This is a genomic window from Nocardia sp. NPDC087230 (assembly GCF_044744725.1).
GTDB lineage: Bacteria > Actinomycetota > Actinomycetes > Mycobacteriales > Mycobacteriaceae > Nocardia > Nocardia canadensis.
On the sequence record NZ_JBIUYV010000011.1, the window covers coordinates 20,971 to 47,589 of the forward strand.

The 26,619-nt window shown below is 70.7% G+C and carries 25 protein-coding genes; 10 read left to right on the top strand and 15 right to left on the bottom strand.

The window, feature by feature from the left end:
• The first annotated feature begins 54 nt into the window (after positions 1-54).
• Complete coding sequence (locus tag ACIO52_RS27800) at positions 55-1,074, top strand: hypothetical protein (protein WP_316575094.1); 1,020 nt, start codon at positions 55-57, stop codon at positions 1,072-1,074.
• 198 nt (positions 1,075-1,272) lie between these two features.
• Complete coding sequence (locus ACIO52_RS27805; RefSeq protein ID WP_342801925.1) at positions 1,273-2,814, top strand: hypothetical protein; 1,542 nt, start codon at positions 1,273-1,275, stop codon at positions 2,812-2,814.
• On the opposite strand, the gene thpD is transcribed toward ACIO52_RS27805, so the two are convergent.
• The 5 genes from thpD to ACIO52_RS27830 form a co-directional block, all read right to left on the bottom strand.
• The gene (thpD, locus tag ACIO52_RS27810; protein WP_218716147.1) at positions 2,811-3,734 is read right to left on the bottom strand and encodes an ectoine hydroxylase; all 924 of its coding nucleotides are present in this window, start codon (positions 3,732-3,734) and stop codon (positions 2,811-2,813) included. The two genes, ACIO52_RS27805 and thpD, sit on opposite strands and share 4 nt — an antisense overlap.
• A complete protein-coding gene (locus tag ACIO52_RS27815) occupies positions 3,721-4,125 on the bottom strand; it encodes an ectoine synthase (RefSeq protein WP_218716146.1) in 405 nt (134 codons plus the stop codon). The genes thpD and ACIO52_RS27815 overlap by 14 nt, the downstream gene beginning before the upstream one ends.
• The gene (ectB, locus tag ACIO52_RS27820; protein ID WP_218716156.1) at positions 4,122-5,390 is read right to left on the bottom strand and encodes a diaminobutyrate--2-oxoglutarate transaminase; all 1,269 of its coding nucleotides are present in this window, start codon (positions 5,388-5,390) and stop codon (positions 4,122-4,124) included. The genes ACIO52_RS27815 and ectB overlap by 4 nt, the downstream gene beginning before the upstream one ends.
• Positions 5,390-5,941 (bottom strand): diaminobutyrate acetyltransferase, encoded by a 552-nt coding sequence (gene ectA, locus ACIO52_RS27825; RefSeq protein ID WP_255586690.1) that lies wholly within the window; start codon positions 5,939-5,941, stop codon positions 5,390-5,392. The genes ectB and ectA overlap by 1 nt, the downstream gene beginning before the upstream one ends.
• A 71-nt stretch (positions 5,942-6,012) precedes the next feature.
• Complete coding sequence (locus ACIO52_RS27830) at positions 6,013-6,723, bottom strand: response regulator transcription factor (RefSeq protein ID WP_218716145.1); 711 nt, start codon at positions 6,721-6,723, stop codon at positions 6,013-6,015.
• A 292-nt stretch (positions 6,724-7,015) separates the two neighbouring features.
• Between ACIO52_RS27830 and ACIO52_RS27835 the strand changes: the two genes are divergently transcribed.
• Complete coding sequence (locus tag ACIO52_RS27835; RefSeq protein ID WP_218716144.1) at positions 7,016-7,963, top strand: threonine/serine dehydratase; 948 nt, start codon at positions 7,016-7,018, stop codon at positions 7,961-7,963.
• Between the two features lie 214 nt (positions 7,964-8,177).
• On the opposite strand, the gene ACIO52_RS27840 is transcribed toward ACIO52_RS27835, so the two are convergent.
• Genes ACIO52_RS27840 through ACIO52_RS27860 form a run of 5 tightly spaced genes read right to left on the bottom strand, consistent with a single transcriptional unit; the run spans position 8,178 to position 14,231 of the window.
• Positions 8,178-9,032, bottom strand: coding sequence for an SDR family oxidoreductase (locus ACIO52_RS27840; RefSeq protein WP_218716143.1), 855 nt, complete (start codon positions 9,030-9,032; stop codon positions 8,178-8,180).
• 34 nt (positions 9,033-9,066) lie between these two features.
• Complete coding sequence (locus ACIO52_RS27845; RefSeq protein ID WP_402647993.1) at positions 9,067-9,735, bottom strand: FHA domain-containing protein; 669 nt, start codon at positions 9,733-9,735, stop codon at positions 9,067-9,069.
• A gap of 1 nt (position 9,736) precedes the next feature.
• Complete coding sequence (locus ACIO52_RS27850) at positions 9,737-11,026, bottom strand: VWA domain-containing protein (protein ID WP_402647996.1); 1,290 nt, start codon at positions 11,024-11,026, stop codon at positions 9,737-9,739.
• Positions 11,023-12,039 (bottom strand): PP2C family protein-serine/threonine phosphatase, encoded by a 1,017-nt coding sequence (locus tag ACIO52_RS27855; protein WP_402647999.1) that lies wholly within the window; start codon positions 12,037-12,039, stop codon positions 11,023-11,025. Before ACIO52_RS27855 ends, ACIO52_RS27850 begins: the two co-directional genes overlap by 4 nt.
• Complete coding sequence (locus ACIO52_RS27860; RefSeq protein WP_402648130.1) at positions 12,036-14,231, bottom strand: tetratricopeptide repeat protein; 2,196 nt, start codon at positions 14,229-14,231, stop codon at positions 12,036-12,038. The genes ACIO52_RS27855 and ACIO52_RS27860 overlap by 4 nt, the downstream gene beginning before the upstream one ends.
• 37 nt (positions 14,232-14,268) lie before the next feature.
• Between ACIO52_RS27860 and ACIO52_RS27865 the strand changes: the two genes are divergently transcribed.
• The gene (locus ACIO52_RS27865; protein ID WP_402648135.1) at positions 14,269-14,406 is read left to right on the top strand and encodes a hypothetical protein; all 138 of its coding nucleotides are present in this window, start codon (positions 14,269-14,271) and stop codon (positions 14,404-14,406) included.
• Positions 14,407-14,446: 40 nt separating this feature from the next.
• Here the strand turns inward: ACIO52_RS27865 and ACIO52_RS27870 are convergent, their stop codons facing one another.
• From ACIO52_RS27870 to ACIO52_RS27885, 4 genes are all read right to left on the bottom strand, one after another.
• Positions 14,447-15,619 (bottom strand): hypothetical protein, encoded by a 1,173-nt coding sequence (locus ACIO52_RS27870; RefSeq protein ID WP_402648002.1) that lies wholly within the window; start codon positions 15,617-15,619, stop codon positions 14,447-14,449.
• Positions 15,616-16,590, bottom strand: coding sequence for a glutamate ABC transporter substrate-binding protein (locus ACIO52_RS27875; protein WP_342801752.1), 975 nt, complete (start codon positions 16,588-16,590; stop codon positions 15,616-15,618). Before ACIO52_RS27875 ends, ACIO52_RS27870 begins: the two co-directional genes overlap by 4 nt.
• Positions 16,587-17,858, bottom strand: a complete 1,272-nt coding sequence (locus tag ACIO52_RS27880; RefSeq protein ID WP_308248341.1) for a hypothetical protein — start codon at positions 17,856-17,858, stop codon at positions 16,587-16,589. The genes ACIO52_RS27875 and ACIO52_RS27880 overlap by 4 nt, the downstream gene beginning before the upstream one ends.
• A 187-nt stretch (positions 17,859-18,045) precedes the next feature.
• The gene (locus tag ACIO52_RS27885) at positions 18,046-19,545 is read right to left on the bottom strand and encodes a flavin-containing monooxygenase (protein WP_402648006.1); all 1,500 of its coding nucleotides are present in this window, start codon (positions 19,543-19,545) and stop codon (positions 18,046-18,048) included.
• Between the two features lie 211 nt (positions 19,546-19,756).
• On the opposite strand from ACIO52_RS27885, the gene ACIO52_RS27890 reads away from it, so the two are divergent.
• Positions 19,757-20,911, top strand: a complete 1,155-nt coding sequence (locus ACIO52_RS27890) for an LLM class flavin-dependent oxidoreductase (RefSeq protein ID WP_342801755.1) — start codon at positions 19,757-19,759, stop codon at positions 20,909-20,911.
• Between the two features lie 10 nt (positions 20,912-20,921).
• Here ACIO52_RS27890 and rox read toward each other — a convergent pair whose 3' ends face one another.
• The gene (gene rox / locus ACIO52_RS27895) at positions 20,922-22,346 is read right to left on the bottom strand and encodes a rifampin monooxygenase (RefSeq protein WP_402648009.1); all 1,425 of its coding nucleotides are present in this window, start codon (positions 22,344-22,346) and stop codon (positions 20,922-20,924) included.
• Positions 22,347-22,817: 471 nt separating this feature from the next.
• On the opposite strand from rox, the gene ACIO52_RS27900 reads away from it, so the two are divergent.
• The 5 genes from ACIO52_RS27900 (at position 22,818) to ACIO52_RS27920 (ending at position 26,618) form a co-directional block, all read left to right on the top strand.
• Positions 22,818-23,432 carry an HAD family hydrolase gene (locus ACIO52_RS27900; RefSeq protein WP_218716227.1) on the top strand — a complete coding sequence of 205 codons (615 nt, stop codon included), beginning with the start codon at positions 22,818-22,820 and terminating at the stop codon, positions 23,430-23,432.
• Between the two features lie 71 nt (positions 23,433-23,503).
• Entirely contained in the window at positions 23,504-24,112 is a 609-nt protein-coding gene (locus tag ACIO52_RS27905; protein ID WP_218716226.1) for a bifunctional 2-polyprenyl-6-hydroxyphenol methylase/3-demethylubiquinol 3-O-methyltransferase UbiG, read from the top strand.
• A gap of 83 nt (positions 24,113-24,195) precedes the next feature.
• Positions 24,196-24,633: a DUF4247 domain-containing protein gene (locus tag ACIO52_RS27910; RefSeq protein ID WP_218716225.1), complete on the top strand. Its 438-nt coding sequence runs from the start codon at positions 24,196-24,198 to the stop codon at positions 24,631-24,633.
• A gap of 30 nt (positions 24,634-24,663) precedes the next feature.
• Positions 24,664-25,089 carry a DUF350 domain-containing protein gene (locus tag ACIO52_RS27915; protein WP_218716224.1) on the top strand — a complete coding sequence of 142 codons (426 nt, stop codon included), beginning with the start codon at positions 24,664-24,666 and terminating at the stop codon, positions 25,087-25,089.
• Positions 25,089-26,618 carry a polyamine aminopropyltransferase gene (locus tag ACIO52_RS27920; protein ID WP_402648013.1) on the top strand — a complete coding sequence of 510 codons (1,530 nt, stop codon included), beginning with the start codon at positions 25,089-25,091 and terminating at the stop codon, positions 26,616-26,618. The genes ACIO52_RS27915 and ACIO52_RS27920 overlap by 1 nt, the downstream gene beginning before the upstream one ends.
• Position 26,619: the final 1 nt, after the last annotated feature.

Consider the following 26,619-nt stretch of genomic DNA (forward strand, 5'->3'; position numbering starts at 1 on the left):
TGTATGCTACAACAATCATAGTTGCATTTACCAACTGTTTGGAGATCTCCGTCGATGACCACCACCCAGCTCCGGCATGTCGCCGGACATCTGCTGACTCCGTTGCTGATGTGCCTCGGTATGGCGTTCGCGTATCTCGGCGCGTTCCACCAGCCGACGCCGAACCATCTCGAACTGGCCGTGGTCGGCGAGTCACCGCAGGCGATGGTGCTGGCGCAGACGATGAAGGACAAGGCGGGTGACGGCGTCGACATCATCACCGTGCCCACCCGGGACGCGGCGATCGAGGCGCTGGGCAATCGCGACCTCACCGGCGCCTACGTGCCCGACGAGCGGCGTCCGGAACTGCTCGTCGCCACGGCAGGCTCCGACACCACCGCGATGGCCGCCGAGGTGGCATTCCGGCGGGTGTCCGATCATCAGGGCGTGCCGCTGGTCGTCACCGATGTGACCGCGAAGGCCGACGGCGATCCGACCGGGCAGGGCCTGTTCTTCCTGCTGGTCGCGTTGAGCGTGGGCGCCTACGGCAGTGTCGCGGTGATCGGGGCGGCGGGCGCGATGCTGCGGATGCGGGTGCGCGCCGCGATCGGTGTGGTGACGGCGTTCGTGGTGAGCCTGATCGGGATTCTCGTCGCGGGCCCGGTGTTCGGGGTCGTCGACCACGACTACGCGGCGGTGTTCGGGGTCGCCTGGCTCTACAGCGCGGGGATCATCCTGATCGGGATCGGGTTGCACACCTTCCTGAAGCGCTGGACGACGCTCGCGCTCATCACCCTGTTCGTGATGCTGAACTTCACCACCTCCGGCGGCGTCTACGGACCGCAGCTGCAGAACGGGTTCTTCGGTGCGCTGCACTCGTTCTGGAACGGCGCCGACTTCGTCGAGGGCCTCCGCACGCTGCTGTACTTCGACGCCGCCGCCGGGTTCGGGGCGCGTTTGCTCGGTCTGTTCGCGTGGCTCGCCGTCGGCGTCGTGCTCGTCGTGGTCGCGGGCCGCCACGAGGCGCGCATCGCGCCGAAGCCGGTCACGCCCGCGGCGATCGAGGAGGAGATCGGCGAATCGGTCGCTGTGTGACCCGCAGGCCGGGCACGCCCCGGCGAAAATCGTTGCCGAGACTTCGGATCCGACTCCGGACGCAGGTCAGCGAGTTCGCCGGGACGTTGCGCGGAAAGGGTCGCGGTATCTCGTAGACGCGAGTACGGTGTAGCGCGCAACCGCGGCCAGCGTCAGGCGCCGCATGGGGGTCGAACGCGGAAAGGGTGGGCTGCACCGATGAATCATCCCGGCGCGCGACCTTTCGGCGACCCGATTCCCCTCGAACAGCGCTACACCAGCGCCGACCCGATCGACTGGTGCGGCGCCGAGGTATATCCGATGTACGCCGAGGCGTTGCCGGCCGGAACGACGGCGGTGCGGTTGCGTGCGGTCTCGGTGCTGGCGCCGCCCGAGGTGACCGGGCTCGGCCTCGGCCTGACCGTGCAGGGCGGGTATGTGCACCTGAACGGGAAATCGTTGCAGGGCGTCGACATCTGGTACGACGCGCTCGCCGACGGCGTCGACATCACGGTCACCGTGGACGGGCCCGAGCCGCTGTTCACACTCACCCCGGTCTGGGTGGCCGGGTCGGGGAGCCAGCAGTCCTGGACCGGCAACTACGGCATGGTCATCGATCTGTTCCCGGGCGGCGCGTCCACGCTGTGGTGCAGCACCGGGCCCGGCACACCGGATTTCAACGAGCTCGTGGTGGAGCTGACCACCTTCCCGGCGCCGGACCCCGCGCCGTTCGTGGCACCGGCCTCCGCCCTCGCGCCGCCGTCGATCCGGGCCGCCACGGCACACACCCCGTTCGCGCCCGTCACCATGCCGCCGACTCCCGCCATCACGGCCGCGATGCTGGCGGCGGCCCTCCCAACAGCCGATCCCCTGGCGCCGTCGGTGTTCTCGCGAACTGAACCCCCGGCTTCCGCGTTGCCGACACTGTCGGCAAATCCGAACGCCAGGCCACCGGCAACCGGCGCGGAGCCGACAGCTGAACCGCCGGCATCGGCCACGGTCCCGACTACCAGGCCCCCAGCAGCTGTCGCGACGCCGACGCCCGAAGCGTTGGCACCCACCGCATTCCCGTTTGCGATGCCCCCGTCAGCAGCTGCGATGCCGACACCTGAGCCTCCTGCGCCCACCGCATTCCCGACCATGGGGCCCCCAGTGGCGGTTGCGGTGCCGACAGCTGAACCTTCGGAAGCGATCACGAGGCCGTCGACCAGTTCGCTGGCAGCGGCCTTCGCTCAGCTGGCTGCGCCTCCCCGGCAACCGATCTCAGGTCCACAGGAACCGGCATCGGCGGCAGCGGACGAGGTCGTTCCCGCCTCGGCGGTCCTGCCACCGGCGACCGGCATGCGACCGGCGGCCGATCCACCGACCGTCCTGCCGTCCGAACCGCCGATGTCGGCAGCGCGCGACTTCCGGTCAGCGGGCCACCCGGCTCCCCCGCCGCCGGAGATCCGACCGGATCGGGACGTCGAGTCGACACCGGTGATCGCGGCGCCGACCCTGCGCGCGCCGCAGACCTCGGGCGGGCAGAGCATCGGTCGTGCGCTCTATGACCTGGGGACCGCGATGAACGAACGCGGCGAACACGATTCGGCGCGCACACTGCTGACGCAGGCCGCCGAGGCCGGGCACAGTGCCGCCGCCTACGACCTGGGGGTGCTGCTGCTGCGCGACGGTGATCGCGCCGGGGCCGAACACTGGTGGAAGGCCGCGGCCCACGACGATCCGCGGGCCGCGGCCTCCCTCACCGAACTTCCGCGCTAACGCGCCTGGTCCGCCAGCACCGACACCACGTCCGGACCCGCCTCGCGCACCGGAGCCACCTCGCGGGACGCGATGTGCGCGGGCCGGTGCCGTGGCGCCGCGTACGGCTCGTCGAGCGCGTTGTCCACGCTGTTGAACACCAGAAAGATGTTCGAGCGTGGGAACGGCGTGATGTTGTTCGACGAACCGTGCATCAGGTTCGAATCGAACAGCAGGGCCGACCCGGCCCGCCCGGTGAACTGCGTGATGCCGTAGCGGGCGGCCAGGAAGGTGATGTCGTCGTTGGTCGGCACACCGATCCGCTGCTCCTGCAACGATTCCCGGTAGTGCCCCTCGGGCGTCTCCCCCAGGCACGGCACGAAGGTGCGGTGCGAGCCGGGCATGAGCATCAGGCTGCCGTTGAACGGGTAGTTGTCGGTCAGCGCGATCGACAGGCTCACTGCTCGCGGCGCGGGCATGCCGTCCTCGGCGTGCCAGGTCTCGAAATCGGAGTGCCAGGCGAACCCGCTGCCACCGAACCCGGGCATGTAGTTGACCCGGGTCTGATGCAGGTACACCGCCGAGCCGAGGATCTGCTCGGCGAGCCCGACGATCCGCGACTCGGCCACCAGCTCCGCGATCGGCTTGCTGAGCCGGTGCACCTGGAACACCGAACGCACCTGTCCGGCCACCGGCTCCACCACCACCCGGTCGTCGCCGTAGAGCACGGGATCGGCGGCGAGGTGGCCGATCTCCGCGCCGAACGCGGCGACTTCGTCGGGGCTGAGCAGGTCGGGGATCACCGCGTAACCGTTGGCGTCGAAACCTGCCAGCTCGGGCGAGGAGACCCGGCCCCACACTGTCGGATCGGAGCGTTCGATATGCGGGGCCGGTTCGATCAGCCGGGTCGGGTAGCGGTCGAGCCGATCAGACACGGGCATCCTCCTCCTCGACGATGAGCGGATACACCCCGTTCTCGTCGTGTATCTCGCGGCCGGTGACGGGCGGGTTGAACACACACAGCATCCGGAGCCGGGTCCGGGCGTTGACCTGATGACGTTCGTTGCCGTCGAGCAGGTACATCGACCCGGGGCCGAGCTGGTAGACGGCTTCGTTGTCGAGGTCGAGCAGGCTGCCCTCACCCTCGATCAGCCAGACCGCCTCGACATGGTTCTGGTAGTGGAACTCGTGGACGGTGCCCGCCTCGATGGTGGTCTCGTGGAAGGAGAAACCGACCCGGTCCCCGGCCAGCACGATGCGCTTGCTGCGCCAGCCGGGGCCTGCCACGTCGCGTTCGGTACCGGTGATCTCGGCAGTGGTGCGCACGATCATGCGGCACCTCCACACACGGTGTCGATCGAGGACGACAGGACCGACAGGCCACGGGCGAGTTCGTCGCTGCCGAGTGTCAACGGCGGCAACAGTTTCACCACCTCGTCCATCGAACCGGAGGTCTCCACCAGCAGGCCCTGCTCGAAGGCGGTGCGGCAGACCTTGCCCGCCTGCGACGGGTCGTCGAAGACGATGCCGTGCACCATGCCGCGACCACGGGTCGTGACGCCGTCGTAGCGATCGGCGATCGCGGACAGGGTGCGCCCGACGTATTCGCCGTTGGCGGCGGTGCGCTGGGCGAGCTTGTCGTCGCTCCAGTACTCGCGCAGCGCGGCCGTCGCGGTGACGAAGGCGGGGTTGTTGCCGCGGAAGGTGCCGTTGTGCTCACCCGGCGCCCACTGGTCGTGCTCGGGCTTGAGCAGCACCAGCGCCATCGGCAGGCCGTAGCCACCGATCGACTTGGACAGCGTGACGATGTCGGGGGTGATGCCGGCGATCTCGAAGGAGAAGAACGGACCGGTCCGGCCGCAGCCCATCTGCACGTCGTCGACGATCAGCAGGATGTCGCGCGCGGCGCACAGGCCGGCCAGGTGCCGCAGCCATTCCGCGCGGGCCAGGTTCACCCCGCCCTCACCCTGGACGGTCTCCACGATCACCGCGGCGGGGCGGTCGAAACCGGAGGAGCTGTCGTCGAGGACGCGCTGCATCCAGCCGAAGTCCTCGATGGTGTTGTCGAAGTAACCGTCGTAGGGCATCGGCGTGGCGTGCTCGAGCGGCACACCGGCGCCGGCGCGCTTGGCGGCGTTGCCGGTGACCGACAGCGCGCCCAGGGTCATGCCGTGGAAGGCGTTGGTGAAGCTGAGCACCGTCTTGCGCCCGGTCACCTTGCGGGCCAGCTTCAGCGCGGCTTCGACGGCATTGGCGCCGGTCGGGCCGGGGAACTGCACCTTGTAGTCGAGGCCGCGCGGCGACAGCAGCGTGTCGCGGATGGTCTCGAGCAGCTCGCGTTTGGCCACGGTGGACATGTCCAGGCCGTGGGTGATGCCGTTGCTCGCGATGTAGTCCAGCAACGCCCGCTTGAGCACCGGGTTGTTGTGGCCGTAATTCAGCGCGCCCGCGCCGGCGAAGAAGTCGAGGTACTCGCGTCCTTCCTCGTCGCGCAGCCATGCGCCCTCGGCGGTGGCGAAGACAGCGGGCCAGTCACGGCAGTATCCACGCACATTCGATTCCATCGCTTCGAAGATGCTGGTGTCGGTGGTCGTGATCATCGTCGTTCCTCCTGGCGCTGAGCGGGTGCGATGACGTACAGCTGCTCGGCCTCGTGTGAATCGGGGAAATCGTGCGTTTCGAACAGAGCGACGGTGCGTAGACCCGCACCGCGCTCGCGGGCCACCGCGGCGAACAGCGCCTGGGAGGCGGTGTTGCCGGGTGAGATCGTGGTTTCCAGGGTGGTGATGCCGGCGGGGGCCACCGAATCCAGCAGCGCGTGCAGGATCCGGGCGGCCAGGCCGCGGCCGCGGAACTCGGTGTCGACGGCGATCTGCCAGACGAACACGGTGTCCGGCGCTTCCGGGCGGACGTAACCGATGACGAATCCCACCGCCCGGCCGTCGCTTTCGGCGACCAGCGAGGTGGCGGCGAAATCGCGACACCACAGCAGGTAGGCGTAGCTGGAGTTGACATCGAGCACCTGCGAGTCGCGGGCGATCCGCCACAGCTGGGCTCCGTCACCCAGCCGCGGTGGGCGCAGTCTCGGTTCGGAACCGAGAACCGCAGGGGCGGAAGCGGATTCGATGGACACGGTGGACGAAGGCATATCTCTACAGTGTCGAACCGACTTTGCGGTCTCTGTGTCGAGCTCTTTGCAGTTGTATGACGAGTCTTTTACTACGCTTGCGGATCGAGCCGATAGCCCAGGCCGCGCACCGTGACCACGATGCGCGGGTCGGACGGGTCGCGTTCGATCTTGGTGCGCAACCGGCGCACGTGTACGTCGACGATCCGCTCGTCGCCGAAAAAGCCCTGGTCCCAGACTCTTTCGAGTAGGACGGCACGACTGAGCACCCGGCCCGGGGTCTCGGCGAGTTCGCACAGCAGGCGGAACTCGGTGACCGTGAGGTGGATCTCCTCGTCGCCGCGGCGGACCGCACCCGCGTCGGTGGCCAGCACCAGCGGCGCCACCGGGTCGGCGTCGAGGACGGACTCGGGCGTGACGTCGCGATCGGCGGTGATCCGGGCACGCCGGCGCAGCGCGCGCATCCGCGCGGTGATCTCCTTGATCTCGAACGGTTTGCTGACGAAATCGTCGGCGCCCGCCTCGAGGGCCGCGACGACATCGTGGGTGTCGTAGCGGGTGCTGATCACGATGATCGGCACGTCGTGGTCGCGGCGGATCTCCCGGATGCAGTCGAAGCCGTCGGTCTCCCCGCGCATGAGGTCGACGATCATCAGGTCGGGCGGTCCGTCGCTGCGGAGTTGGTCGAGAGCGTCCTCGGGGACACCCGCCTCGGCGACGGCGTATCCCTCGTCTTCCATCGCACGGCGCAGATCGCCGCGCATCTGGACGTCGTCGTCCACGATCATCAGGTTCGCACTCATGCCCGGACCTCGCTTTCGGCCGGTTCGGCCATGACCGCGTGGGTGGCCGCGTTCGGCCACCGTTCGCTGCGCTCGCTCATGTGCACATCCTTTGCTGACACGCCGGGACGTGCGCCGGATCACCTCGGGGAGTTCGCGTCCCCAGACCGACACGCCATCCCGTCTTCGAGCTCGTTACCGATCTGTTATTTACCCAGCCTCAGGGCTGCGTAAACCCGCCGTAACAATTCGCCCGGTCAGCAGGGGGTCCGGAGCGCCTTCGACGGTGCTGTGGCGATGGCATAGTCGAGGAGTGACACCGACCTATGACGACATCGAGGCCGCCGCCGCCAGGATCGACGGACTGGTCCGCCCGATCACCGTCGCACCGGCCGCTCCCGGCACCGATCCGCTGACCTTCGCACTGGAGTTCCTGCAGTTCACGGGCTCGTTCAAGGCGCGGGGCGCGCAGAATTTCGTGCGTGCGCACGCGGCCGCGGGAACGCTGCCCGCGGCCGGTGTGACGATCGCCTCCGGCGGCAACGCGGGGCTCGCCTGCGCGTGGGCCGCGCGCGAAGCGGGGGTACCCGCGACGGTGTTCCTGCCCGACACCGCTCCCCCGGTCAAGATCCGGCGATTGCGTGACTACGGCGCCGAGGTACGACTGATCGGTCCGGAATACAAGCAGGCGCTGGCCGCGTGCCAGGAGTTCGCCGCGACCAGCGGCGCGCTGTCCTCGCACGCCTACGACCATCCGCTCATCGCGGCGGGGGCGGGCACGTTGCTGCGCGAAATCCACGCGCGCGTGCCCGATCTCGACACGGTGCTCGTCGCCGTCGGTGGAGGCGGGCTGTTCACCGGAACGGCCGTCGCCGCACAGCATCTCGGGATCCGCACGGTCGCGGTCGAGCCGGTGGGCTGCCGCTCGCTCGACGCGGCGCTCGCGGCAGGCAGGCCGGTCGAGGTCACCGTCGACTCGGTGGCCGCCGATTCCCTGGGCGCGCCCAATGTCTCGGCCATGGCGCTGGCCGCCGCGCAACACGAGAGCGTGCGCTCGGTGCTGGTCGACGACGAGTTGATCCGGCGGGCGCGCAGGCAGCTCTGGGACGAGCACCGGATCGCGGTCGAATGGGGCGCGGCGACCGCGCTCGCCGCGCTGCTCGACGGTGGTGCCGGCGCGGCGTACCGGCCCGAACCCGGCGAGCGGGTCTGCGTCATCCTGTGCGGGGCCAATACCGACCCCAGCGATCTGGTGCGCTGAGCGAGGTCAGCGGCGCAGGGTCGTCGCCTGTTCGATCCGGGCCGGGCCTGGCCGGGTGCGCATGGCGTCGAGACCTGCGACCAGGCCCTCGTCGGCCCGGACCGCGACGACGGAATTGATCGTGCCGGTCCTACGTGCCCGGGCACGAGGTCGCCGCGTCCTGATCCCGGCGACATCGGTTCGCGCCCCGGATCATTCGATCCGGGGCGGTCGGTCAGCGGACCAGGGCGTTCTTGGCGGCGTAGCCGGACATGGCCGAGTTGAGGCCGCGCATGGCCAGGGTGTAGCCGTAGGGGACATAGCGCTGGCCCCAGTGCGCGAGCTGGATGTCGCGAGAGGTGTAGACCCAGTAGCGGTTGCGCTCCACGCCCTTCACCACGGCGGTGGCGGCCTGCTCGGGGGTCACCGCGTGGCGCAGGAACAGCCGCATCGCCTTCTGCAGTGCCGCGTTGTCGCGATCGACACCGGCGATGTCGACGCTGTCGACCATCGGGGTCGCCATCGCGCCGGGCAGCACCAGGCTGACACCGATCTTGTGCCTGCGCAGGTCGAACCGCAGCACCTCCGACACACCGCGCAGGCCGAACTTGGTGGCGCTGTAGGGCGCGTGCCAGGGCAGACCGAACAACCCGGCCGCCGAGGAGACGTTGACGAGGTGACCGCCGCGGCCCGCCGCGATCATCGGCGGCACGAACTCCTCGATGACGTGGATCGGGCCCATCAGATTGATGTCGACGGTGCGCCGCCACTGCTGGTGGGTGAGCTTGTCGACGGTGCCCCAGGTGGCGATGCCCGCCACGTTCATGACGATGTCGACCCGGCTGACCGCCTCGAAGGTGTGCGCGGCCAGACCGACCACGGCGGAATGATCGCTGACGTCGGCGGCGTGCGCGAGAGGCACCGTGGCGCCGGCCGCGCGCAGCTCGGCGGCGGTCTCGGCGAGCGCGTCGGCGGTGATATCGGTGAGCACGAGGGCAGCGCCTTTGGCGGCGGCCGCGAACGCGGTGGCGCGGCCGAGCCCGCTGGCGGCACCGGTGATCAGGCAGGTCTTCCCGTCGAACTTCGTCATGGTCCCGACCCTACGGTTCGGCGAACGGGTTCGTCTATGGTCCCGTGTCGATCACTATGGTGGTCCACCCGCCGACGTGGATCCGGCTGCCCGCGCGCAGCTCGACCGCGATCTGCGACGGGATCGGTTCCTCGGCGCCGTCGAGGCTGGTCCCGTTGGTGGAGCCGAGGTCGGTGACGGTGAGCCCACCGGCCGGGTCCGCCCGGATCAGCGCGTGCGCGCGCGACACCCCGAGATCGGCCGGGGCGATACCCAGGTCGATCTCGGGCACGATGCCCTGCGAGGTCGAGCGCTTGCCGATCAGGAACTGGTTGCCGTGCAGCGGGATCCGTCGTTCCGGATAGAAGTCGGGGAACGCGACGCGCTCGGCGTCGGGCCCCTTGCGGGCCTGGACCCTGGTGTAGAACTCGCGGTCGGCGAAGACCCGCGCGACCCAGACCCGGGCCGGTGAGTCCGCGCGTGGCCCGTCCACGCGCACGAGCGTCGAGTCGGCGCGGCGGGGGTCGGGCTCGGGCCGCGCGGGCGCGGGCAGGGCCGAGTCGTACCCGCAGACCTCGCAGAACCGGCCACTGGTCGGCATGGCGCAGGACGGGCACAGCCGCAGCTCGGCCGGATCCGATGCGCCGGTACCGGTCAGCGCCGAGCCGCACACATCGCAGTAGTCCAGGGAGCGCGACTGATGCCCGTCCGCGCAGATGGGCATGTCAGGAACCCTCCGGCCGGACCCGCGCGGTCTTGGTCGAGCGGATGTCGAGCGCGAGTTCGTCGGCGGCGGCGACCTGGCCGCGCAGCTTGACCGTGCCGTCGCGGTCGTCGACCTCCACCACGTTGCGCAGCAGCTTGGCGGTGGACTCGTGCCCGGAGGCCGCGGCCAGCTCCACCGCGCGCCGCAGTTTCGCGGTCGCGGTGGTCAGATCGCCGTTGCGGCGCGCGGCCAGCCCCTCCTGGACGGCCTGGGCCAGTTCGACCTGCCCGGTGTAATGGGCGACACGGGTGCTGATCCGGGTGGACAGGGTGGTGTCGGTGGTCCAGACCGCTCGCACCAGCCCCTGACCGAGCACCTCGTCACCGGCCAGCACGCTCAGGCGCGCGGCCAGTTTCTCGCGGCCGGGCGCGGCCGGTTCCAGCTCGATCTGCACGTGGTATTCCCGCTCCTCGGCGGCCCACGACGAGAGCGGGTACTCCCCCACCTGCGGGCCCGCGTCGGTACGGCGCGCGGTGAGGTCCTCGAGCACCGGCGCGACCTGCTTGACCATCCGCACCCGCGCGCCCGCCGGGGTCCACACCTTCAAGGTGAGCTCCGGGATGACCCGAGCCACCGAGGACTGCATCATCTTCGCGAAGTCGGCGGCCAGATCCTTCGGATCGGCGACCATGTCGGCGTCGCCGGACAGCTTCGAGGAGATCTTGTGCAGGTCGGCGGCCATCCAGTCGTCGCCGACGCCCCGGCAGTCACAGACGAAAAGGCCTTCGGCGCGATCGAGTTCGGTGGCCAGCTGCTCCGGCGTCTCGTGTTCGTTCTTGCCGTCGGTGAGCAGGATGGCGTGCGCCTGCGCGCCGGGATGCGCGGCGGCGACCTGACGGGCCAGCGCGAGCCAGGAACCCATGGCGGTGCCGCCGTCGGGGCGCAGCTTGTCCAGCGCGCGCCGGGCCGCGCCCCGATGGCCGGGATCCGCCGGCGCCGACAGGGCGCCGGTCGGGTAGATCATCCGCGCGGACTCGGTGCCCTCGATGATCGCGAACGCGGTGCCGTCGGGGATCTCGTCGAGCGCGGTGCGCGTGGCGGTGCGCGCGTTCTCGAATTTGCGCTTGTTGCCCATCGACCCCGAACAGTCGATGATCAGGATCTCCAGCCGGGGCGGCGGCGTGGCGACGGCGGCGAGTTCGGGGCCGGTGGCCACCGTCAGCACGGCGTCGACCACGCGCGTGCCCTCGGCGAGGAACTCGTTCTGGTCGACGGCGATCGATATTCCTGCGGTCTCGGCTGAGCTCATGACACTCCTGGATCGTGCGGAACGGCAGCGGGCGCGGGGACCGGGGCCAGCGCGACCGTGATGTTGTCGCTGCCGCCGCTGTTCAGCGCGAAGTCGGCCAGCGCGCGGGCCGCGGCCTGCGGTGAGGTCTCGACGGTGAACCCGGCGAGGGCGACGGCGTCGGGCAGGTAGTTCCACAGACCGTCGCTGCACAGCAGCAGCGTGCCGGGTTCGGTGACGACCATGCTCTGCAGGCAGTTGGCCGACCACGGCGCTTCCCCGCCGTCGGCGCCGAGCCAGCGCAGCAGCGTGTGCGCGCGCGGGTCGTGCATGGCGGCTTCCTCGTCGAGGGCGCCCGCGTCGACGAGGGCCTGGGCCCAGGAGTCATCGACGCTGAGCCTGCGCGAGGCGGTCGGGTCGCCCGCGGCGAGCCAGAAGGCCCGGCTGTCCCCGACATTGGCGACGGTGATCTCGGTGCCCTCGACGGTCTCGCGCACGATCGCCGACACGTAGGTGCACGAGGGCGCGTACTCGCTGCTGCGCGACATCCCCCGCACCGCCGCCGTCGCGGTCGCCAGGCCCGCCATCACGGCGTCGCGGGCGGAGCGGCCGTCGGCGAGCGCGGCCAGCGCGGCGTCGACGCCGGAGCGGGCCGCGGTGCCGGAGGCGGCCTGCGGGTCCTGCGAGGTGGAGACGCCGTCACTGACCACGATCACGCGGGTGCCGTCACCGTCGCGCACGGCCGCGGCGACGGCGTCCTCGTTGCGCGCGTGGCTGATTCCGCGGTCGGTGAGCAGATACACCGCGCCCAGATCGTCCTCGAAGCGGTCGGGGACCGGCTTCGGGCTGCCGCACTGCGCGCACAAGCCACCCTCGTAGCGGCGTTCACCACAGGTCGAGCACTGCGGCGTCGCGGCCGGATCGTGCACCGGCAGCGCGATCTTGCGCACGCCGAGTTCGCGCCCGCACCCCTCGCAGAAGCGGTGCCCCGCCCTGGCCGACCCCACGCAGTCCGGACACCCCGGCGCGCTCACAGCGTGGTCCTCGGCCGCACCGCGTTGGCCTGATCCACCAGCACGAAACGGGTCCACATGTCGTCGGCTTCCCGAGCCAATGTCCGCAAGCATCGTTCCAACCCCGTCCGCACTCCCTGCTCGGTGAATTCCACGTCCAACAGCTTGCCTGGCGCACTCGGCCGCTGTCCCGACCGGATCCAGTTCAGTGCCGCCTCCAGTACCCGCATGCGCACTCGTGCGGTCCGCGTGCGCGAGTCCAGGCTGAGTCGTTCGACCCGCTCGCCCGCCTCCCGCAGCAGCGTCTCGTCCAGTTCGCCCGGCGCACGGCCCGCCAGCAGGGTCTCCACGGCGGAAACCCTGGCCTCGGTGAACATCGACGACCCGCGGTCGACCTGGTCGAGCACCGCGACGGCGCCCGCGCGGTCCGCCTTCGCGCGCCGCAGCCGAGCCGCGCCGAAGGCGGCCGACAGATACGTGTGGTCGGTGCGCCACACCAGTTCGTAGAGCGCCAGCGCGCGATCACGCTGCGCCGCGGCCGCTTCGGCCGCCACCGCGCCCAGTTCCAGCGCGGCCGCCAGGGCCAGTTTCGGCGCGGGCTCGCCGGGCAGCGCGGCGTAGACGGCCTCGAAGTCGGCGGCGGCCGAGGCGTGGTCGCCGGTCAGCAGGGCCGCCTGCGCGCGGTACCAGATCCGGCGCCAGTCGTAGTCGAGTTCGACATCGGAGGCGGCCAGGCGCGCCAAGGCGGCCTCGGCATCGCCTGCCTCGAGTTCGGCGCGGACCAGCCGCAGCGGAATCTCCACCGACTCACCGGATCCGGTGACCACCGCCCGCAGGCCCGCTGTCAACGCCGCCTCCAGTTCGGCGGGCGTCGCGGCGTCGGTGGTGGCCAGCAGGGCGGCGCCGCTGTCGGCCGGATCGACCAGCGGGGCGGGCAGGCCGGCGATCAGCGCGGCGGGTTCCGGGGTGGCACTGTCGATGCCGAAGACCGCGCGGGCCGGACCGAACGAACTCGACATGCCGGGACGCGGCAGTCCGTCGTCGGTGGCCAGGACCTCGCGCAGGACACCGGTGAGCTGATCGGCCATCTCCGACATCGACCCGAAGCGAGCCAGCGGATCCTCGTCGGTGGCGCGCAGCAGGAACCGATGCAGGGAATCGTGCCGGGCGAGCAGGGGTTCGGCCTCGGGCGAGGGCAGCGGGCCGAGTTTCCCGTCGACGGAGGCGATCCGCATCATCAGCACGGCCAGCGTGCGGCCCGCGGTGTAGACCTCGGTGGCCACGGTGGGGCCCGTCTCGGCGATCTCGGGCGCCTGGTAGCCGATGGTGCCGTAGATCGGGCTGGTGCGGTCGTCCATCGCGATGACGGCGCCGAGGTCGATCAGCTCGAGCCGTTCCTCGGTCTGCATCACGTTGTCGGGCTTGAAATCGCAGTACGCCCAGCCGCGCGCGTGCAGATAGCCCAGCGCGGGCAGCATTTCCAGCACATAGGCGATGGCCTGGGCGGGCGGCAGGTAGCCGCCGTGCTCGGCGCGATGGGTGCGCAGGATCTGCTTGAGCGAGGTGCCACCGACGTAGGCCATCACGATGTAGCCGACCGGATCACCATCGGCGTCGGCGTGTTCGGTGAAGTTGTGGATCTTGACGATGTTCGGGTGGTCGACCTCGGCCAGGAAGCGGCGCTCGGCCACCGCCGCCGCCAGCGCGTCCGGGTCGCCGGTGTCGATCAGGCCTTTGAGCACCACCCAGCGCCGGTTGACGCGATGGTCGACGGCCAGGTAGATCCAGCCGAGGCCGCCGTGCGCGAGTGCGCCCGCCACCTCGTACTGACCGCCGACGACATCGCCGGCGCGCAGGCGGGGCACGAAGGAGTAGCGGGTGCCGCAGTGCGGGCAGAACCCGGAGGTGCGCCCGGCCACGCCGTCGTGGCTGCGGCCCACCGGCTTGTCGCATTTGCCGCAGAACCGGTCGGTTTCGGGGACCTGCGGGTCGGTGAGCACCGCAGTGGCCGGGTCGACGCGCGGGATCGGCGGCACCTCGACCAGCCCGGCACCGAGCCTGCCGCGCGCGGCCGAGCGGGCCGATCCGGACCGGTGCGTGCGCACCGAGCGGCTCGAGGTGCGCCCGCTGGCGCTCACCGTCGGCGCGGACGGTCTGTACACGGGGGCCGCGGTGGGCGCGGTGCCGCAGGTGTCGCAGTAGCCGTCGACGATCGTTCCGCCGCAGTCGGGTTCGGCGCACGCGCCCGGGGTGGATGGTACGGGCGGTGGCGACGCGCCGTTGCGCGGCTGGGCCGTGGTGCGTCCGGACCGCTGCGCCCCGGCCACCGGCACGGCGCTCGGCGGCGGCGCGCTCGCCACGGGGGCGGTGCCGCAGACGGCGCAGTAGCCGTCCTCGACGGCGCCGCCGCACCCCGGTTCACTACATGTCATGCTGTCCGCCCCGCTTTCTCCCCGATGATCGAACGATAGTCGGCGACCGCCCGGGTGACAGCGGCCAGATCGCAGGGTGTCCGGCCGAGCAGCCCGGCAGCGATGCGATCGGCGGCGAGGACGTCGCGGTCCTCGCTCACCCCGAGCCGGGACGCCTTGGCCCGGTAGGCCGTCAACCGGCCGCGGAGTTCGGCGCGCCGGTCCAGCAGTCCGCGCGCCAATTCCTGTCGCCGCGTTGCCGTGTCGACGGCGTGATTGGTGCGGGCCCGCAGCGCGAGCAGGTGCTCGACCGTCGGCCTGGTCGGTTGCGGGCCGAGGCTGTCGAGTGCGGCGAGCAGCCGCGCGGCCGGTTCCCCGCCACCGGGCAGCTCGCCGGTCGCGACCTTGTGCGCGGCCTGCGCGGCGGTCTCGTCGGCCTGGTGTTGCAGCGCGTCCAGATCGGCCAGCCGGGCCCGCAGCTGCGCGACCGCGCCGGGCAGGTCGGCGGCGACCGCGAGATGTTCGGCGTGCCGGGCGGATTCGGTCTCGATCAGCGCGGTGAGCGAGGCGAGCGCGGCGGCGATCTCCCCCGGGCGGAATCCCAGCGGGTCGGTGCCCGCGCGACTCAGCAAGGTCGTCAGCGGTTCGGCGGCGGCGTCGAGCGCGCCGTGCGCCTGTTCGACGCGCTGTTGCAGCGGAGCGAGGGCGCCGAGCACCTGCCGGTCGACCGACTCGATCTCCTCGGCGAAGGGCGCGACGAACGCGAACGCGGCCCGCATCCGGTCCAGCGAATCGGCGATGCCGACCGTCACGAGGGTCTCCGCGGGTCCGGTGAGTCCGCGCTGCGCCAACGGGATCGGGATCCGGGCGACCTCGTGTGGTCGTCCCCGCAGCAGTTCGGTGAGCCGACCCCGCGTGCGGTCGTCGACCTTGCCGCGGCCGCCGCGGATCGTCTCGGCCTCGGACAGGATCGCGCGCACCCGGCCCAGGTCCTCCCACAGTTCGCCGAGCGCCTTCTCCACCGGCGCCCAGCGACGCGCGGTCTCCCCTGTCGGCGGGTACCGGCGCACCAGGACCAGTCCGGGATGGCGGTCCAGCTCCAGCAGGGTGGTGCTCACCTGCGCCAATTCCGCGGTGCGCGCGGCCAGTTCACGATCGATCTCGGCGAGGCCGAGCATCGGCCAGGTCATCCGACGTACCGGGGCACGGGCGGGCCCGGTGACGGACCGAGCACCCCCAGGTGCTGCTGGTAGATCCGCTGCCAGGTGCCGTCGTTGCGGGTCCGGTCGAGCACGCCGTTGACGAACCGGACCAGGTCACTGCTGCCCTTGGGCACGCCGACCGCGTAGGCGCCGGTGCCGATCTCGTCGCCGACCAGTTCCAGATTGCGGTCCTGGGCGACCAAACCGGCCAGGATCGGCTCGTCACCACTGATGGCGTCGACAGTGCCCTGCTGCAGGGCGACCAGGCAGTCGGTCCAATTGGTCACGCCGAGCACGGACGGCGGTTCGGGCAGCGCGAACAGCGGCGCGGCCGCGGTGGTGCCCTTGGTGACGCACACGCGCTTGCCTGCGAGCCCGGCGGCGTTCGTGATGCCAGTGCCCTTCGGGGCCGCGATGCGTTGTGCCGCACGGTAGTACACGCTGGAGAAATCGACATCGCGCCGGCGTTCGCAGGTGGCGGAGAAGGTACGCACGATCATGTCGACCTTCTTGTCCTGCAGCAGCGGGATCCGGTCGGCCGCGGCGACGGAACGCAGTTCGATCTTGTCCGGATCACCGAACAGATCGCGCGCGATCTCCCTGGCCAGGTCGATGTCGAAGCCCTCCAGCCGTCCGGTGGACGGATTGCGGAAGCCGAACATGTAGGTGTTCTGGTCGACGCCGACCCGCAGCCTGCCGTTGGCGACGATCGCCGCCATCGACGAACCGGCCGGCATCGCGCCGGGACGCGGTTGCGCCGTCGGGGCCAGGGTCGCCTCGGTGTCGCAGGATCCCGTGCCCTCCGCGGTGGGGGCCGAGGTGATGGCTTCGGCGCCGGGGATCGGCGGGGCGACGGCGGTGGCCGGAATGGTCGACGGGTCCGGCGCGTCACCGCAGCCCGCGACCAGGACGACCGCCGCGGCCAGCGCCGCGGCCAGCAGAGGACGCCGGGTACTCACAGGAACTCCTTCAGTCGGGGCCACAGGCCGGTGACCACCGCGCCCGCCGCGGCCAGCAGCAGGATCAGCGTGCCGAACGGGCTGAGGGTGAAGGTGGTTCCGGCGGCGTCGACGCCGTCGCGCAGGTCGGTGCGGGCCTGCGCGAGCGCGTCGCGCAGTTCCCGGTCCAGGCGGGCGAAGCTGGTCGCCGAGCTGTCGGGACCGGTGCCGATGGCCTGGGTGACCGCCCCGGCGTAGTCGGCCTTCTCGTAGGCGGTGCGCTGGGCGTTGTGGCCCGCGTTCCAATTGGTCAGGGCCCGGCCCGCTTCGGAGTCACCCGCGCCCGCGGCGGTGAGCCGCTGTTCGAGGTCACGGGTGTGGGTGTGGAACGCGTTCTCCGGCGCGGTGATGTCGCCGCGGGTGATCAGGGCCAGGGTCTCGTCGGTGCGGGCCTGCTGGGCCAGGATGCGCGCGCTCGCCAGGTTCTCCACCCGCGCCCCGGCCCCGGTATCTCCGGTGTCGAGCAGTTGCGCGGCGGTGACGGTGGCCCCGGTCGACCACACCAGGGCCAGCAGCGCGGCGGCGGCGGCCAGGGCCACACCGGGATTCACCCACCGGTTGGTACGGCGCAGCAGCAGCACCGAACCGGCACCGCAGGCCGCCAGCACCAGCAACAGCAACACGATCGAGGTCCACGGCGGCGCGCCGATGCGGTGCTGGTCCTCGCGGACGGCGGCGAAGCGCGCCTTGTTCAGCTGTTCGGCGTTGGGCAGCAACGAGGTCTGCATGAGGTCGGAGGCTTGCCGCAGATACGCCGAGCCGACCGGGAAACCCTGACGATTGTTGGCGCGCGCGGTCTCCACCAGGCCGGTGTAGGTGGGCAGATCGGCGGCGATGCGGGCCACGATCGCCCTGGTCTGAGCGTCGGTAGCGCCGGCGGTCGCTTCCGCCAGCGCGGCGGCGGCTTCGGCGAGGGACTGCTCGTAGGTGTCACGCACCTGGGGCGATTCGACACCGCCGGACAGGAACGCCGTCGCGGCACCGGCGTCGGCGGCAGAGAGCGAGACGTAGAGGCTCTGCGCCGCGAACGCCAGCGGCTCGGTGCGGTCGAGTACCTGCTCGGTACGGCCGATCTTCGCGTCGAGCTGCTGTCCCACAGTCGATCCGGCGATCAGGCAGGCCACCGTGGTCACCACGAGTACCGCACCGATCACACCCGGTGTCGTCGCGGCGAAACGCCGCAGCCACATCCCCGCGTCTCGGATGGTCGCCGGTAGGCGAGATCCCACACCGTCCTCCTTCGTCTCCCCGGGCGGTGTCTTCGATCGCGATAGTACGGGAGGCGCTGGGAATTCGCCCGGGTGACCGAAACCCGCTCCGCACAACCGGATCGGGCATCGATCACCGTGACGAAAAGCAACGGGGTCCGTCACCGGGAAGTGACGGACCCCGTTCAGGATCGGGTGGCGCCGCGGATCAGGCGCCGGCGACCTTCTCGCCCGGCGCGACCGTGGTGCCGGTCTTGCTGAACCGCAGGACGCCGTCCTCGATCGGCGCCTTGTGCATCAGCGTGCGGTCGCGGTAGTAGTTGTTGACCAGCTTCCAGGCGCCCCTGGCACCCTGACGCGGCATCGCGTCGTTGCCGCGCTGGATGTAGCCCGAGGTCAGGGCGCCACCCATCAGCGACTCGTCGGCGATGTCCTCGGGGTTGGCGTGCACCTCGAAGGTGGTGTAGCCACGGTCGCGCATGATGTTGAGCACGCGGCACAGGTACGCGGCGGCGAGGTCGGCCTTGAGCGTCCAGGACGCGTTGGTGTAGCCGATGATCATCAGGAAGTTCGGGATGTCGGAGTACAGGACGCTCTTGTAGGCGACCGTCTCGTTGAACTTCACCGGCTCGTCGTCGATCGACAGGGTGATGCCGCCGAGCATCTGCACGTTCAGGCCGGTGGCGGTGACGATGATGTCGGCCTCGAGCTCCTGACCCGACTCGGTCAGGATGCCCTTCTCGGTGAACTTGGCGATCTTGTCGGTGACGATGTCGGCCTTGCCGCTCTTGAGCACCTTGAACAGGTCACCGTTGGGCACCACGCACAGGCGCTGATCCCACGGGTTGTAGCTCGGGGTGAAGTGGCGCAGGTCCACGTTCTTGCCGACCTGCAGGCGCACCTGGGCCAGCATCAGCTTCTTGGCCAGCTCCGGGTTGGTGCGCGAGAGCTGGAAGCTGGCGCGCTGCAGGGCGATGTTGCGGGCGCGGCCGATCTTGTAGGCGATCTGGTCGGGCACCCGGGACTTCTTCAGACCGATGGCGACCGGGTCCTCCGACGGCAGCGCCTGGATCCAGGTGGGCGAACGCTGCAGCATGGTGACGTGCGCGGCGGTGTCGGCCATCGACGGGATCAGCGTGATCGCGGTGGCGCCGGAACCGATGACCACGACCTTCTTACCCGTGTAGTCCAGGTCCTCGGGCCAGTGCTGCGGGTGCACGATCCGGCCCTGGAAGTCGTCCTGGCCGGGGAAGGTGGGCTGGTAGCCCTCGTCGTAGTTGTAGTAGCCGCTGGCACCGACGAGGAAGTTGGCGGTCCAGGTCTCGGTCTCGCCGGTGGCCTCGATCAGGGCGGTGACGGTCCACAGTGCGGCGGCGCGGTCGAAGTCGGCGGTGACGACCTTGCGGCCGAAGGTGATGTGGTCGGTGACGCCGTACTCCTCGGCGGTGTCCTCCACGTAGCGACGGATGCTGGCGCCGTCGGCGAGCACCTTGGTGCCGATCCACGGCCGGAAGCCGAAACCGAAGGTCAGCATGTCCGAGTCGGAGCGGATGCCGGGGTACTTGAACAGGTCCCAGGTGCCGCCGATGTTCTCGCGGCGCTCCAGGATCGCGTAGCTGCGTCCGGTCTGCTCGCGGGTGAGGTGACAAGCCGTGCCGATTCCGGACAGGCCAGCGCCGATGATCAGTACGTCGACATGCCGCGTCATTGAGGAAACTCGTTTCGTAGGGTCGTCGCCGCCCGAGCACCGTCGCCCGAGCCTCCGTCGAGGTTACGTGTTTCACACGGTTACGTCTAGTTCGGCCGGGCCGCGTCGTGGCGTGTCGGGGGTTGCGCGCACGGTGATCGGAATCCGTGACGTCACCGGCTTCGCCGGTCAGAGTCGAGGACGATTCCTCTCACTACGACGAAAGGCGGACATGACCGAGCGCGGACTGTCGTTCCACTGGTTCCTGCCCACATACGGCGATTCGCGCGGGCTGGTCGCCGGCGGACACGGCAGCTTCATGTCCGGTAACCGCCCGGCCACCCTGCGCTACCTCGCTCAGCTCACCGCGGCGGCCGAGGACAACGGTTTCGAGGGCGTGCTGACCCCCACCGGCGCGTGGTGCGAGGACGCCTGGCTGACCACCGCGATGCTGGTGCAGACCAGCGAGACGCTCAAGTTCCTGGTGGCGTTGCGCCCCGGCCTGACCAGCCCCACGCTGGCGGCCCAGATGGCGGCGACCTTCCAGCGCCATTCCGGCGGCAGGCTGCTGCTCAATGTCGTCACCGGTGGCGAGCCGCGCGAGCAGCAGGCCTACGGCGACTTCCTCGACAAGGCCCAGCGCTACGCCCGCACCGGCGAGTTCCTGCACATCGTGCGCGAGCTGTGGGAGTCGACCGAGCCGGTCAGTTTCACCGGTGAGCATCTCCAGGTGCGCGACGCGCTGCTCAGCTCCCGGCCCGACCCGATTCCGCCGGTCTTCTTCGGTGGTTCCTCCGGTCCGGCGGGGCCGATCGCGGCACGCTACGCCGACACCTATCTGACCTGGGGCGAGCCGCTGGACGCGGTCGCCGCGAAGCTGGACTGGATCCGCGGGCTGGCCGCGATCGAGGGCCGCACTGTCGACTTCGGCCTGCGCATCCACGTGATCAGCCGCGATACCGCCGCCGAGGCGTGGGCCGAGGCCGACCGGTTGCTGTCGGGGATCGCGCCGGGCGAGATCGAGCGAGTGCAGGCGAGCCTGGCCAAGAGCGAGTCCGAGGGCCAGCGCCGGATGGCACAGCTGCACAACGGCCGCACCGACGGCCTGGAGATCGCGCCCAACCTGTGGGCCGGTGTCGGGCTGGTCCGCGGCGGCGCGGGGACCGCGCTCGTCGGCTCGCACGCGGAGGTGGCCGAGCGGCTGCTCGAGTACGCCGCGCTCGGGATCGACCAGTTCATCCTGTCCGGGTACCCGCACCTGGAGGAGGCGTACTGGTTCGGTGAGGGTGTGCTGCCGATCCTGGAGCGCCAGGGCCGCTGGCGGCATCCGTCCCGGCCCGCCGCGGTGCCGGTGGTGGCACCGTTCACCGCGGCGGCCAGCAGCTGAGGCAGCGCGCTCAGCACGCCGCGCCGAACCAGCGCGGCAGGTGGACCAGCAGTTCCCGCTGGTCCACCCCCGCCCAGGCGACGTGGCCGTCGGGCCGCAGCAGCACCGCGGGGACGTCGAGTTCCTCGCTCACGTCCACGACATGGTCGACCCGATCGGCCCAGCCCGCCACCGACAGCAGGCCGGTCTGGTCCAGCAGCAGCCCGCGCCCGGCGTGCAGGCGGTCGTAGAGGCGGCCGCCCGTCAGCGTGATGTCGCGCAGGCGCTTGCCGACCAGCTCGTGGCCGTCGCCGAAGTCGTAGCGGATGCCGATCGCGACGATCTTCTCGATCAGGTACCGGTTCACCTCCTCGAACTCCATCAATTCCGCCAGCAGCCTGCGCGCGGCCTGCGCGCCCGGTTCGAGCGAGACCAGTTCCATCTGCGCGCGAGTGTTGTCCAGGACGTCCGCGGCCACCGGGCGCCGTTCGGTCTCGTAGCTGTCGAGCAGGCCCTCCGGCGCCCAGCCTGCGATCTGCGCGGCCAGCTTCCAGCCGAGGTTGAACGCGTCCTGGAGACCCAGATTCAGGCCCTGCCCGCCCATCGGCGGATGGATGTGGGCGGCATCGCCCGCCAGCAGCACCCGGCCGACGCGATAGCTGTCGGCCAACCGGGTGGCGTCACCGAAGCGCGACAGCCAGCGCGGTGCGTGCGCGCCGAGGTCGGTGCCCGCGGTGGCCACCAGCTGCCGACGCAGCTCCTCGAACGTCGGCGCGACGGTGCGATCGGCGGCGACCTCGGCCGCGGGCACCACGACGCGATACACGCCGTCGCCGAGCGGCATGGCGCCGAAACGCAGCTGGGTCTTGCGCACCTCGGCGTTCACGGCGGCCAGCGTCTCCGGCGACGCGGTCAGCCGCATCTCGCCCAGAAGGGTGTCGACCCGGCTCGGTTCGCCGGGGAAGCCGACCCCGAGCAGCTTGCGCACGGTGCTGCGGCCGCCGTCGCAGCCGACGAGATAGCGCGAGCGCAACCGCGTGCCGTCGGCCAGCTCGACGGCGACCCCGTCGTCGTCCTGCGTCAGCCCGACCACCTCGGCGCCGCGCCGGATCTCCACGCCGAGGGTGACGGCGTGCTCGGTCAGCAGGCGTTCGGTGACCGTCTGCGGGAGGCCGAGCACGTACGGATGGCTGGTGTCGAGCCCGGCGGGCTGGGGTTTCGCGATCCCGGCGAAGAAGCCGCCGAGCGGGTGCGGTGTCCCGGCGGCGAGAAATCGGTCCAGCAGACCGCGCTGCCCCAGCACCTCGAGACTGCGGGCGTGCAATCCCATGGCGCGCACCACCGGGGTCGGTGCCGGTTCCCGGTCCAGGACGAGTGCGCGCACCCCGTGCAGCCGCAGCTCGCTCGCCAGCATCACCCCGGTCGGTCCGCCGCCCGCAACGATCACGTCGATCATCAAATGCCCCTCGTTTGTGCTGGTCATGGCTTCGGCAGGCGATTGTGCAGGACGACCGGGGTCTTGCCGCAAGCCCCGGTGTGCGCTATACATTGAGAGTGGCAAGGAGTGGTTTCCCCTCCTTGCCATTGGTTTGTCCGCACCCCGGCGGTCTCGCCGGAGCCGCCGCGATCCCCCTCACCCGCCGACAGCGACGGATCGACCAGGCCGCCGGAATGGCAGTCGATGCATCTTTGCGGTCACTGCTGGTGACTGTGGATTCCTCGTCCGGGAATCCGCGAATGCGGCCGGGACCTGGCCCGTCCGCGCATACTCCAGAACCGCCATACTTCCCGCCTTGCCTGCGGTGATGCACTCCGCGCATCGCACAATCGCACTCCCCCAAGCGTTTTCGGCAGTGAGTGCACGCGGGGTTCCACGTGAATCAGCCCGTCAGCGCGGTGTTCGGGTCGATCCCGATACGCTCGGCTCGTGAGCCTCACCGTCGGTTTCGATCTGGACATGACCCTCATCGATTCGCGCCCCGGGGTCGCCGTCGCGATCGACACCCTGGCGCGGGAATTCGACCTGCCGATGGTGGGCAGCCACTTCGCCGATCATCTGGGACCGCCGCTGGCCACGCTGCTCGCCGACGCGGGCGCGCCCGACGACCTGATCCCCCATCTGGTCACCCGGTTCCGCGCGCTCTACCCCGACGTCGTCCCGCACATCCCCGCCCTGCCCGGCGCGGCCGCGGCGCTCGACGCCGTGCGCGCGGGCGGCGGACGGACACTGGTGGTCACCGGCAAGTTCGAGCCGAACGCCCGGCTGCACATCGACCACCTCGGCTGGCAGATCGACCTGCTCGCCGGTGATCTGTGGTCCACCGGCAAGGCCGAGGTCCTGCGGGCCGAATCCGCCGCGGTCTTCGTCGGCGACCATGCCGGCGACATGCGCGGCGCGAAAGCCGCCGACGTCCTGGCCGTCGGTGTGACGACCGGCCCCTACGACGCCGACGGGTTGCGGGCCGCGGGCGCCGATGTCGTCCTCGACGACCTCACCCAGTTCCCCGAGTGGCTGGCCGGTTACGCCGCCGGTCGCGGCTAGGACACCGGAAACCTTTGCGCGGGTGGATTTCCGGTCCGGAACCCCGGCGTGGCCCCGGCCGTTGTCGTGGCATGTCGACGGACCCCTACTGGAATCACAACACGCACTACCACCCCTGGATCCTCGATCAGGTCCCGGCCGATGCCCGCACCGCGCTCGATGTCGGGTGCGGCGACGGCCTGCTCGCCCGTAAGCTGGCCACCCGCTGCGACGCCGTGCTCGGTGTCGATATCGACGACAAGGTCATCGCCACCGCCCCGCCCGCCCCGAACGTGCATCTCGAACAGGCCGACTTCCGCGAACTCGACGACACCTTCGACATGGTCACCGCCGTCGCCACCCTGCACCACGTCCCCGTCCGCGACGGCATCGCCGCACTGCGCCATCTGGTCGCGCCGGGCGGCACGCTCGCGGTCGTCGGCCTCTGGAAGATGCACCCCCTCACCGACTTCCACTACCTGCCGCTGCTGCCCGCGATCCGCGGCCTGGACTGGTGGCGTCGTGGCTCGCGGGGCGGCCCGGCGGCCGCGGTCCGCGACCCGGCGGAGACGCTGTCCGAGATCCGAGCGGTGACCGGCGAATTGCTGCCCGGCGCGCAGATCCGCCGACGTCTGATGTGGCGCTACACCTTGGTCTGGCACAAGCCGCGCCGGCCCGGGGTCAGCGGCCACGGGACCTGAGCGCGACGGTTGACGGTGCGCCCGCGCCGGGTGATACAGTCCGGCGCAGTTTTTGTACGGGGAGGGTTTCGCACAGCGTGACGATGAATCGCACCAGATGGATCGTGGCCGGGATCTGCGCCGTGGTCGTCGCCATCGTCGCCGTGATCGTGGTGGTCGTGGTGACCAGGGACGCGAATCCACGCGACTACGTGGCCGAGCGCTATCAGCGGGCCCGCCAGCTCGATCAGGTCAACGACGGCATCGCGTTCACCGCCGCCGCCGCGCCCGCCGCCGTGGCCGCCGCGATCGCGAAGGCCACCGACCCCCGCGATCGCCGCAACACCGGCGACAACCACTACCTGCGCTTCGACAAGGACCTCGTCGCGGTCTCGCCGCACGCGGGCGGTTCGCTGGTGCTGGTCGACAGCCTCGCCAACGGCACCCGCCGCCACCACTCGCACACCAGCACCTACGGCTGGACCAGCGGCTCCGCGGCGGGCGACTTCCGCGGCGGCGGCAGCGACCAGGGCGGCAAGTAGTACATCGTCATTCAGCACAGGAGGACACATATGCTCGCCGACCTGGCGGCGGACGCGGGCGCCGCGCTCGCCTACTCCGCGGTGGGAATCGTGTTGATGGCCGTCGGTTTCGGCGTCGTCGACCTGCTCACCCCCGGTGATCTGCGCGCCCAGATCTGGCTCGAGCGCAACCGCAACGCCGCGATCCTGCTCGCCTCGAACCTGTTCGGAGTCGGGATCATCGTGGCCACCGCCATCTGGACCTCCGAGGGCAAGATCCTGCAGGCGCTGCTGGCGAGCGCGATCTACGGGGTGATCGGCCTGGCCGCGATGACGCTGGCCTTCGTGCTGCTCGACGCGCTCACCCCCGGCGATTTCCGCGCCGTCGTCGCCGATCCGGAACCGCATCCGGCGGTGTGGGTCACGGCATCGGCGCACGTCGCGGTCGCGCTGGTGGTGGCTGCGGGCCTGACCTGATGCCGGTGCACCGCCTGGCCAGGGCGGCGCTGCTGGCGACCGTGTTCGTCTGCGCCGCCTGCGGCCTGGTGTACGAGCTGTCGCTGGTCACCCTCGGCAGCTACCTGATCGGCGACACCGCGGCGCAGGCCTCCATCACCCTGAGTGTGATGGTGTGCGCGATGGGCGTCGGCGCGCTCGCGGCGAAACCGTTGCGCCGCCACGCCGCCGCCGCGTTCGTGGCGGTCGAGCTGGCGCTGGCCGTGATCGGTGGACTGTCGGTGGCGGCGCTGTACGCCAGTTACGCCTGGCTCAATGTCTACACCGGCACCCTGGTGCTGGCCGCGGCGGTGATCGGCATGCTGATCGGAGCCGAGATCCCGCTGCTGATGGAGTTGCTGCAGCAGATCCGCAGACAGGAGGCCAGCGGCGCGGTCGCCGATCTGTTCGCCGCCGACTATGTCGGTGCGCTGCTGGGCGGGCTGGCGTTTCCGTTCCTGCTGCTCCCGGTGTTCGGGCAGATCCGGGGCAGCCTCGTGGTCGGCGTCGTGAACGCCGCGGCCGGATCGGCCTTGGCGTTCTTCTTCTTCCGCGCGCAGATGACCCGCGCGGCCCGGCGCGTGCTGGTCGGCGCGACCGTGGTCGTCGCGGGCGGGCTCGCGAGCACCTATCTCTACGCCGATCGGTTCGAGGCCACCGCCCAGCAGGCCCTGTTCGCGCATCCGATCGTGTGGCAGACCCGCACGCCGTACCAGCAGATCGTGCTCACCGAGTCGTTCTCCCCGTTCGGCACCACCGATACCCGCCTCTATCTCAACGGTGGTCTGCAGTTCTCCTCGGTCGACGAGTACCGCTATCACGAGGCGCTGGTACATCCGGTGCTGGCGGGATCGCATCGCTCGGTGCTGGTCCTCGGCGGCGGTGACGGCCTGGCCCTGCGCGAGATCCTGCGCTATCCCGACGTCGCCGAGGTGACGCTGGTCGAGCTCGATCCGGCGATGATCGACCTCGCCCGCGCAGACGAGCGCCTCACCGTGCTCAACCAGCATTCCTTCGACGACCCCAGGGTTCGGGTGATCACCGCGGACGCGTTCACCTGGTTGCGCGGCGCCCCCGGGCTTTTCGACGCGGTGATCGTCGACCTGCCCGACCCGGACCAGACCTCGGTGGCCAAGCTCTACTCGCAGGAGTTCTACGCGATGACCGCGAACGTGCTGGCCCCCGGCGCCCGCCTGGTGGTGCAGTCCGGCTCGCCGTTCTTCGCGCCGCGCTCGTTCTGGACCATCGACGCCACCGTGCGCGCGGCCGGGCTGCGCACGACGCCCTACCACGTGGACGTGCCGAGTTTCGGTGATTGGGGCTTCGTGCTCGCCGCGGCGGGGCGGAGCCCGGCCCCGGCCCTGAGCTCCCCTGCGCCGCTGCGTTCCCTCGACGACCGCACCCTCGCCGCCGCCACGGTGTTCCCGCCGGATCGCCGCGCGGCCGACCCGCAGGTCTCGACTCTCATGCGCCCGGTGATCCTGGATCTGCAGCGCCAGGAATGGCGCTGAC

Bases quoted from the DNA above. Each gene is read 5' to 3' on its own strand.
- ACIO52_RS27800 (WP_316575094.1), top strand. From the start codon at position 55: ATGACCACCACCCAGCTCCGGCATGTCGCCGGACATCTGCTGACTCCG.
- ACIO52_RS27805 (WP_342801925.1), top strand. From the start codon at position 1,273: ATGAATCATCCCGGCGCGCGACCTTTCGGCGACCCGATTCCCCTCGAA.
- thpD (WP_218716147.1), bottom strand. From the start codon at position 3,734: ATGCCCGTGTCTGATCGGCTCGACCGCTACCCGACCCGGCTGATCGAA.
- ACIO52_RS27815 (WP_218716146.1), bottom strand. From the start codon at position 4,125: ATGATCGTGCGCACCACTGCCGAGATCACCGGTACCGAACGCGACGTG.
- ectA (WP_255586690.1), bottom strand. From the start codon at position 5,941: ATGCCTTCGTCCACCGTGTCCATCGAATCCGCTTCCGCCCCTGCGGTT.
- ACIO52_RS27830 (WP_218716145.1), bottom strand. From the start codon at position 6,723: ATGAGTGCGAACCTGATGATCGTGGACGACGACGTCCAGATGCGCGGC.
- ACIO52_RS27840 (WP_218716143.1), bottom strand. From the start codon at position 9,032: ATGACGAAGTTCGACGGGAAGACCTGCCTGATCACCGGTGCCGCCAGC.
- ACIO52_RS27845 (WP_402647993.1), bottom strand. From the start codon at position 9,735: ATGCCCATCTGCGCGGACGGGCATCAGTCGCGCTCCCTGGACTACTGC.
- ACIO52_RS27850 (WP_402647996.1), bottom strand. From the start codon at position 11,026: ATGAGCTCAGCCGAGACCGCAGGAATATCGATCGCCGTCGACCAGAAC.
- ACIO52_RS27870 (WP_402648002.1), bottom strand. From the start codon at position 15,619: ATGACCTGGCCGATGCTCGGCCTCGCCGAGATCGATCGTGAACTGGCC.
- ACIO52_RS27885 (WP_402648006.1), bottom strand. From the start codon at position 19,545: ATGACGCGGCATGTCGACGTACTGATCATCGGCGCTGGCCTGTCCGGA.
- ACIO52_RS27890 (WP_342801755.1), top strand. From the start codon at position 19,757: ATGACCGAGCGCGGACTGTCGTTCCACTGGTTCCTGCCCACATACGGC.
- rox (WP_402648009.1), bottom strand. From the start codon at position 22,346: ATGATCGACGTGATCGTTGCGGGCGGCGGACCGACCGGGGTGATGCTG.
- ACIO52_RS27905 (WP_218716226.1), top strand. From the start codon at position 23,504: ATGTCGACGGACCCCTACTGGAATCACAACACGCACTACCACCCCTGG.
- ACIO52_RS27910 (WP_218716225.1), top strand. From the start codon at position 24,196: ATGAATCGCACCAGATGGATCGTGGCCGGGATCTGCGCCGTGGTCGTC.
- ACIO52_RS27915 (WP_218716224.1), top strand. From the start codon at position 24,664: ATGCTCGCCGACCTGGCGGCGGACGCGGGCGCCGCGCTCGCCTACTCC.
- ACIO52_RS27920 (WP_402648013.1), top strand. From the start codon at position 25,089: ATGCCGGTGCACCGCCTGGCCAGGGCGGCGCTGCTGGCGACCGTGTTC.